The following is a 6,549-nucleotide window of genomic DNA, read 5'->3' as shown; positions in this document are numbered from 1 at the left end:
CTTGATGTTACACAATCACTTACGCAACTTCACGTCGCACAAACTTGTTATATACTTTTACCCCGCCAATCAAGCCGCAGACCGCCCCGATTGCGTACACCAGTTTTGTTCCGGGGTCGAAATACCCGGTGATTAGGTTCGTGGCTTCGGTGATGCCCGCCTGCCCGTTTCCTTGTGCGTAGGCACTTACCACGGCGGCAAGTATAGCCGCCGACAAGAAGATTTTCTTTCTCATTGTGATTTGTTTTTAATGCCGGGCGGCGGGTGGATAGTCCGCCTTTCCCGGCTGGTGAATAATTTGAAATTTTAGTGGTCGGGGATAGTCCCGTTTGTCTGTTTGGTTTTCAGGTTGCCAATCAACCGTAATCACGCTGTTTCATGCTGTCAGGCTTATACATTATTATATTATAGGAAATCGTTCATGTCGAACGCTTCGTGTTCCTTGCTTTTATTGCCAGCTTCGGCAGGGACAGCAGCCGCAGCCAGTTCCGCTTCGTTGCGTCCCAGCAGTTCCGCCACCTTTGCCAGCCCGCCGTTGATGTTCTCCACCACCGCATCGTAGAGGTTCGTCCCCTCAATCCTTGCCAGTGTCCCGGCGGCTTGCCGCTGTTCCGTTTCGGTGGGGTTGTCGGCGTTCGCCGTGCGTACCGCTTCGCCCAGTTCGTCAAAGCTCACGCCCGTAGCCCGCCCGGTATCATCGTCACCGTCCATGTACCCGGCTATTTCCTCGTCCTCGTAGTCGGGTTCGTCATTCTCGTAACCGGGCGTTTCTTCCGGCAGTCCGTCAGCCTGCGGCGCAAAAATAGTATCATTTTCAGCCGCTTGCGGGAGGTGTCCCGATTTGTCCTGCGCTGTCTGAAATTGTCCGCTCTTGTATCGGCTTTCACCTATCAGCGTGTAGCCTGAAACCCCGTTTCGTGGAAGCGGCGCATCATCCGTTTTGCCCGGTGATGTCCGGCTGTCCGTGTAGCGATACCACAGCCACAGGGCGATGTAGTACACCAAAAGCCCGGTAAGTATGCAATAGATTACCATAGTCAGACAGGCTTTTGGAAGTGGCTTTCGTACAGGGTGTTTATCTCGTCTTGGTACTGCTCGAAGTGGCGCAGCAGAATGTTTTCCACGTAGCTGCTTACCGTCACCTTTCGCCCGCCTATCACCGTCACGATACGCATCAGCTTCTCATGCGTGGTTCGGCTCACGTACAAGGGCTGTCGGTCTGCCAGTTCCACTTTCTGAAAGTAGGTTTCCCGGTAGTCGCCCGAACCGCCCTTGCGCTTGCGGGGTGTCGGTTTCTCTACTTGCACTGTTTCAGCCTGCCGTCCCTCGTGGGCGGTTTCCGTTTCGCTGCCGGGCTGCGGTTCATCATCCGGCTGGCTCTCCCGCTTGGCGGGTACACCCTGCGAGATAAGTTCCCGCATAAAATCCTCGTCTATCTTCGGCATCCCGCCGCTTTGCTTTGCCATATCATTTTAATTTGATGTAGTACACTATTTCGGTTATCAGTTCTTCCAAGTTGCTTCCCCTTACCAACGGGCGGCTGGCGGGAAAGAGCGTGGAGCGGAACACCGCCTTTTTATCCGCCACCAGTTCCTTTTTGTAGCGTTTGGTATCGGGGATAAAGGTTTTCATCAGCGGCAGTTCCAGTTCCTTAATGGTCTTGTCGTAGGCGGTGTAAAGGTCTGTTTTCTCCCTACCGTCCACCATGTTCCAAAAGAGGTACAGCCCGGCAAGTCGGCAGGCTTCATTCCTCACCAATAGCTTTTGGATAGCCATTGCGAACGACAGGCTGCTTTCCAGCACCACCTTGTCGGCTGAAATGGGGGTGAAAATGTAGTCCATGCCCGCAAGGGAGTTTATCACGCCCTCGCTGTTCACCGTGCCGGGCAGGTCGAAAAACACTATATCCGGCACGTGTCCGGCGGCTATATGTTCGTCAGCCGTTGCAATCGCCTTTTCAGGTGAACTGCACAATACCGGGTAGGCTTTCTTCCCCAGCCGGGTGAACTGCTCATACGCCATTCGCTTGTAATCTTCATCCGCCCCGACCTGCTCGGCATCCCGCTTTCGCATCCCGGCAATGGAGTGTTGCGGGTAGTCGCAATCGACCACCGCCACATCGTAGCCTTTGAGGTAGTAGAGGTAACTCGCCGCCAGCACGGTAAAGGTGGTTTTGCCGACCCCGCCCTTTTGGGTGGAAAAGGCGACATAAAGGGGTGTTTTCTCGTTTTCCATATTGCTTCCGTTCATTATTGGTTGATAGATTTGTTTATTGCTTTCAATCATTCATTCTTTCCATGTTGCAATCTTGAAATATTGAAAGACTGTTTTATTTCAATCTTGTTTTCCTGCTTTCATTCTTTCTTGAAATATTGAAATCCTGCAATCATGTTTTATTGAAATCCTGCTTTCAATCATTCTTTCCTGATTGGAATATTTCTTTCAATCTTGCTTTCAATATTGAAATCCGATGCAAAAAAAGGGAGAAAAAACGTCCCCTGAAAACCTTGTCCCGATTTGTCCTGTGCTGTCCCGTTTTGTCCACCAACCACCTATTTTACAGCATTATAAATCACCGTTACTTTGCAGCGGAGTAACGAACCGCAGGGGGCGCAGGTGTAAAACAGGGCTGGTGAATGGCTGGGCTTACCGTTCCACGCTAACCCCAATCCGTCCGTGACGGATTTCGATTTTCGTCAGAAAATAGCAAGGTGTGTTCTATGGCACATAGAACCGTTTTCCGTGCCTGAAAACGCCTTGCCCCTGTCGGGGGTAAAAATCACTCCGAAGTCGTAATTTTTTAATCCAAAGAAGCATGGAAACAAGAAGAACCAACAAGGGCGGTCGCCCCGCCCTCGCAGACCCGGCGAAGCATCGCCATGTCCTTTACCTGAACGACTGGGAGAATGCCCGCTTCCTCTCGCAATGGGAGCAGTCGGGCGTCACGAGCAAGTCCCGTTTCATCGCCGCCCGGCTGTTCGGCGAGCCGTTCCGGGTGGTGAAAGTGGACAAATCGGCAGTAGAATATTGCGCCCGGCTGACCGAATTTTATGCCCAGTTCCGGGCGGTTGCGGTCAATTACAACCAAGTGGTAAAGGCTCTGAATAGTAACTTTTCGGAGAAAAAGGCACTGGCTTTTCTCTATAAACTGGAGAAAGCGACCACCGAACTGGCTGTGTTGAACCGTCAGGTTATCGACCTGACAAACGAGTGCAGGGAACTATGGTTGCCAAAATAAGCACGGGCGGCAATATGTTCGGCGCACTGGCATACAACCAAAACAAGGTGGACAGCGGGGAAGCAAAGGTGCTTTTCTCCAACCGGATGCTGTTGGGCGAGGACGGGAATTTCTCTATCGGCGAGTGTATGCGCAGCTTTGAAATGCAGATGCCCGTCCAGCTATCCACCAAGAAGCCGATACTTCATATTTTCATAAACCCGCACCCGGAAGACGTGCTGACCGACCGGCAGCTTTCCGACATCGCCAAAGAGTATATGCGGAAGTTGGGCTATGGCGACCAGCCTTATCTGGTGTACAAGCATACCGACATCGACCGCCACCATATCCACATCGTGGGGTTGCGGGTGGACGAGAACGGCAAGCCGCTGAATGACAAGTTCGAGCATCGGCGCAGCAAGCAAATCACCCGTGAACTGGAGCAGAAATACAACCTGCACCCGGCAGAACGAAAGGAACGTGCCGAACGCCCCGAACTTAAAAAGGTGGACTATGCCGCCGGGGACGTGAAGCACCAAATCGGCAACACCGTGAAAGCGGCTTGCTATGGCTACCGCTTCCAGTCGTTCGGGGAGTACAAGGCTTTGCTTGCCGCTTACAACGTGTGCGCCGAGGAAGTCAAAGGCGAGATAAACGGCAAGCCCTATCAGGGCATTGTCTATTCCGCCATGAACGACAAGGGCGAAAAGGTGGGCAACCCGGTAAAGGCTTCCCGCATCGGCAAGTCGGTAGGTTATGAAGCGGTGCAGCGCAGAATGGAGAAATCGGGCGAAGCAATTAAGAACGGGAAACTGAAAGAGCGCACCCGGAAGATTGTAGCCACTGCCATGCAGACCGCCCGCAGCCGCAAGGAACTGGAACGACAGCTAAAGAAGCAGGGCATTGATGTGGTATTCCGTCAGAACGACAACGGGCGCATCTATGGCGTTACGTTCATCGACCACGACAGCCGGGTGGTGCTGAACGGTTCACGCTTGGGTAAGGAGTATTCGGCGAACGTGTTCAACGAACGTTTTTCGGGCGAAACCGGAAAGATACACCAGTCCGAAGTGGCAGCACCGCAGCAAGACCAGCCCACGCATCAGGAACAGCCGGGCTTCACGCCGAAAGCCGACATCGTTTCGGGCATGGCTTCCGTGCTGGGTGCTTTCGGCGGTTTGCTGGGCGGCGGTGCATCAGGCGGTGACGAGCCGCAGGACACCGACCGCCAAAAGAGAAAGAAGAAAAAGAAGCGCACAAGGCGCATCAACTAACTTAAAAACATTACAATCATGCAACAGGAAGATGATTTGAGAGGGCTTGCAAGGGTCATGGACTTTATGCGGGCTGTCAGTATTCTATTCGTGGGAATAAACGTGTACTGGTTCTGTTACTCCACCCTGAAAGAATGGGGAGTGACGTTTGAGGTGATAGACAAGATACTGTGGAACTTCCAGCGCACCACCGGGCTGTTCTCGTCTATCTTATGGACAAAACTATTTTCGGTGGTGTTCCTCGCCCTGTCGTGTATCGGCACTAAGGGCGTGAAAGAGGAAAAGATAACGTGGGCGAAGATACATTGCAGCCTTGCGGCGGGTGTCGTGTTGTTTTTCCTGAACTGGTGGCTGCTGGAACTTCCGCTGCCACATACGGCGGACACTGTGTTTTATATCGCCACGCTGTCGGCGGGCTATATCTGTATGCTCATGGCGGGTACGTGGATGTCCCGGTTATTGAAAAACAACCTCATGGATGATGTCTTTAATACCGAGAACGAAAGTTTCCAGCAGGAAACAAGGCTTATCGAGAACGAGTATTCTGTAAATCTGCCTACCCGGTTCTACTATAAGAAGAAGTGGAACAATGGCTATATTAACGTTGTAAACGTTTTTCGTGCGAGCATCGTGTTAGGAACGCCGGGCAGCGGGAAGTCATACGCAGTAGTAAATAATTACATAAAACAGCAAATCGAGAAAGGTTTTGCGCTCTACCTGTATGATTATAAGTTTCCTGACCTTTCGGAAATCGCTTACAATCATTTGCTTAACCACTTGGACGGCTACAAGGTCAAGCCGAAATTTTACGTTATCAACTTTGACGACCCACGCAAGAGCCACCGATGTAACCCTATAAACGCCAGCTTCATGTCGGACATTGCGGATGCTTATGAAGCCAGCTACACGATTATGCTTAACCTCAATCGAAGCTGGATAAGCAAGCAGGGCGACTTCTTCGTGGAAAGCCCGATTATCCTGCTTGCAGCCATTATTTGGTATTTGCGCATCTATCAAGGCGGCAGGTATTGCACGTTTCCCCATGCCATAGAACTGTTGAACAAGAAATACGCTGATGTATTCACGATTTTGCGCAGTTATCCCGAACTGGAAAATTACCTTTCCCCGTTCGTGGACGCTTGGGAAAGTTCGGCAGTTGAACAGTTGCAGGGGCAGATTGCCAGTGCAAAAATCCCGCTTTCAAGGATGATTTCACCCGCCCTTTACTGGGTAATGACGGGCGATGATTTTTCACTTGACATCAACAACCCGAAAGAGCCTAAAATACTGGTTGTCGGCAACAATCCTGACCGCCAAAATATCTACTCGGCAGCACTGGGATTATATAATTCCCGTATCGTGAAGCTGATAAACAAGAAAGGTCAGCTTAAAAGTTCGGTGATAATAGATGAATTACCAACTATATATTTTCGGGGGTTGGATAATTTGATTGCCACCGCCCGAAGCAACAAGGTTGCGGTTCTGTTAGGCTTTCAGGATTACAGCCAGCTTACCCGTGATTACGGGGACAAGGAAAGCCGGGTTATCCAAAATACTGTGGGTAACGTGTTCAGCGGTCAAGTAGTCGGTGAAACGGCGAAAATCCTTTCCGAGCGTTTCGGAAAGGTGTTGCAGAAACGGCAGAGCATGACGATAAACCAACGGGAAAAATCCACCTCGATAAGCACCCAAATGGACAGCCTGATACCCGCCAGCAAAATATCCAACCTCACGCAAGGTATGTTCGTGGGTGCTGTGGCGGACAACTTCGATGAACGGATAGAGCAGAAGATTTTCCACTGCGAAATCGTGGTGGACAACGAAAAGGTGAAGCGGGAAACCGCCCATTACGTGAAGTTGCCGCAGATTATCGACTTCACCGACAAGGACGGCAACGACCGGATGCAGGAGGAGATACAAGCCAACTATGACCGCATCCGTCAGGAAGTCAGGCAGATAGTCGAGGACGAGATAACCCGGATTAAGAACGACCCGGAGTTATGCCACTTGATTAAGGAGGAAGAATAGCTATATATAATAATGTATGGAGTGAAGAAC

Annotated in this window: 6 protein-coding genes and 1 pseudogene; 3 read left to right on the top strand and 4 right to left on the bottom strand. The window is 51.2% G+C overall.

Annotated elements, in window-relative coordinates; genetic code table 11:
- Positions 1–40 precede the first annotated feature (40 nt).
- The 4 genes and pseudogenes from DW896_RS10585 to DW896_RS10570 form a co-directional block, all read right to left on the bottom strand.
- A pseudogene (locus tag DW896_RS10585) lies at positions 41–235 on the bottom strand (DUF4134 family protein); the annotation flags it as partial.
- Between the two features lie 170 nt (positions 236–405).
- Positions 406–1,035 carry a hypothetical protein gene (locus tag DW896_RS10580; protein WP_007478186.1) on the bottom strand — a complete coding sequence of 210 codons (630 nt, stop codon included), beginning with the start codon at positions 1,033–1,035 and terminating at the stop codon, positions 406–408.
- Between the two features lie 2 nt (positions 1,036–1,037).
- The gene (locus DW896_RS10575; protein WP_007478184.1) at positions 1,038–1,466 is read right to left on the bottom strand and encodes a DUF3408 domain-containing protein; all 429 of its coding nucleotides are present in this window, start codon (positions 1,464–1,466) and stop codon (positions 1,038–1,040) included.
- 1 nt (position 1,467) lies between these two features.
- Positions 1,468–2,250 (bottom strand): ParA family protein, encoded by a 783-nt coding sequence (locus tag DW896_RS10570; protein WP_005924189.1) that lies wholly within the window; start codon positions 2,248–2,250, stop codon positions 1,468–1,470.
- 565 nt (positions 2,251–2,815) lie between these two features.
- Here DW896_RS10570 and mobA point away from each other — a divergent pair.
- The 3 genes from mobA to mobC are packed head-to-tail and all read left to right on the top strand — an operon-like array spanning position 2,816 to position 6,519.
- Positions 2,816–3,238 carry a conjugal transfer protein MobA gene (gene mobA, locus DW896_RS10560; RefSeq protein ID WP_118409742.1) on the top strand — a complete coding sequence of 141 codons (423 nt, stop codon included), beginning with the start codon at positions 2,816–2,818 and terminating at the stop codon, positions 3,236–3,238.
- On the top strand, positions 3,223–4,491 hold the full coding sequence (mobB, locus tag DW896_RS10555) for a conjugal transfer protein MobB (protein WP_119993210.1): 1,269 nt from the start codon (positions 3,223–3,225) through the stop codon (positions 4,489–4,491). The genes mobA and mobB overlap by 16 nt, the downstream gene beginning before the upstream one ends.
- Positions 4,492–4,509: 18 nt before the next feature.
- The gene (gene mobC, locus DW896_RS10550; protein ID WP_007478174.1) at positions 4,510–6,519 is read left to right on the top strand and encodes a conjugal transfer protein MobC; all 2,010 of its coding nucleotides are present in this window, start codon (positions 4,510–4,512) and stop codon (positions 6,517–6,519) included.
- Positions 6,520–6,549: the final 30 nt, after the last annotated feature.

Source organism: Bacteroides sp. AM41-16, from assembly GCF_003603495.1.
Classification (GTDB): domain Bacteria; phylum Bacteroidota; class Bacteroidia; order Bacteroidales; family Bacteroidaceae; genus Bacteroides; species Bacteroides uniformis.
This window is presented reverse-complemented; position numbering and strand designations above follow the sequence as displayed.

Excerpts from the sequence above, each read along its gene's own strand:
- DW896_RS10570 (WP_005924189.1), bottom strand. The coding sequence starts at position 2,250 with ATGAACGGAAGCAATATGGAAAACGAGAAAACACCCCTTTATGTCGCC.
- mobA (WP_118409742.1), top strand. The coding sequence starts at position 2,816 with ATGGAAACAAGAAGAACCAACAAGGGCGGTCGCCCCGCCCTCGCAGAC.
- DW896_RS10575 (WP_007478184.1), bottom strand. The coding sequence starts at position 1,466 with ATGGCAAAGCAAAGCGGCGGGATGCCGAAGATAGACGAGGATTTTATG.
- mobC (WP_007478174.1), top strand. The coding sequence starts at position 4,510 with ATGCAACAGGAAGATGATTTGAGAGGGCTTGCAAGGGTCATGGACTTT.
- mobB (WP_119993210.1), top strand. The coding sequence starts at position 3,223 with ATGGTTGCCAAAATAAGCACGGGCGGCAATATGTTCGGCGCACTGGCA.
- DW896_RS10580 (WP_007478186.1), bottom strand. The coding sequence starts at position 1,035 with ATGGTAATCTATTGCATACTTACCGGGCTTTTGGTGTACTACATCGCC.